1 pseudogene is annotated in these 701 nt (G+C 52.9%); it reads left to right on the top strand.

What is annotated here, in order from left to right:
* Positions 1 to 217: 217 nt before the first annotated feature.
* A pseudogene (locus tag EXE42_RS20390) lies at positions 218 to 367 on the top strand (RNA-guided endonuclease TnpB family protein); the annotation flags it as partial.
* Positions 368 to 701 lie beyond the last annotated feature (334 nt).

Genomic DNA, 701 nt, shown 5'->3' with positions numbered 1-701 from the left:
TGAACTACCCCACCCTACTCGCTCCCGCTGGTCGCTCCTTGAGGAAGGGGGCTTACCGCCTGTATTCTGCTAACCCCACTCCCTACTGCGCTACTTCGTCGCTTCAATTTCTGCGTTGCTCCTTGAAAAAGGGGGATTAGCGCCTAATTCCACCTTAGCATTCTCGCCGGTTAAAATACGAGTTCTTAGCTTCGTGGATTCCCTTTTGAGCTCGGTAGAGTACTTTCGACAAAAGGTACTCCCGAGTCTCGCCACGGATGGCGGCGATAGGGATAACGGCTGGTTGGCACAGCCAGCGGTTCACCTGTTTGACCGCAGCGAGGGCAGTTTCGCCCCGCGAGAACAGGTCGTGAACTGCGAACCGTAATATCCCAACTCAGCGGTGCGGTGCCGTGGGATTCCCGCGTCTTCAGGCGTGGGAGGATGTCAATTAGTCTGAGGACCGGCTAGATCTGGACGAGTCTTGTATCAACCTCACAGTAGATGGAAAAATCGGCTGAGTATCCCGAATGAAAATTTCCTCCGAAATGCTATATGTGTCACCGCTTAGTTATCATACATGATTGAGTCAACAGGCGTTTCGGTTCTTCTCGTTGATGATGACCCCGCTCTCGCGGGACTAACAGCCGATATACTCTCTGAACAGGAGAGCCAATTTGCTGTTGAAACAGTAACAAGCGCCAGCGAAGGGCTGGATCGAC

The organism is Halorubrum sp. SP3, from assembly GCF_005435195.1.
In the GTDB taxonomy this organism is placed as follows: Archaea; Halobacteriota; Halobacteria; order Halobacteriales; family Haloferacaceae; genus Halorubrum; species Halorubrum sodomense.
Note: the sequence above shows the minus strand (reverse complement) of the source record. Positions and strands in the feature narration are given on the sequence as shown.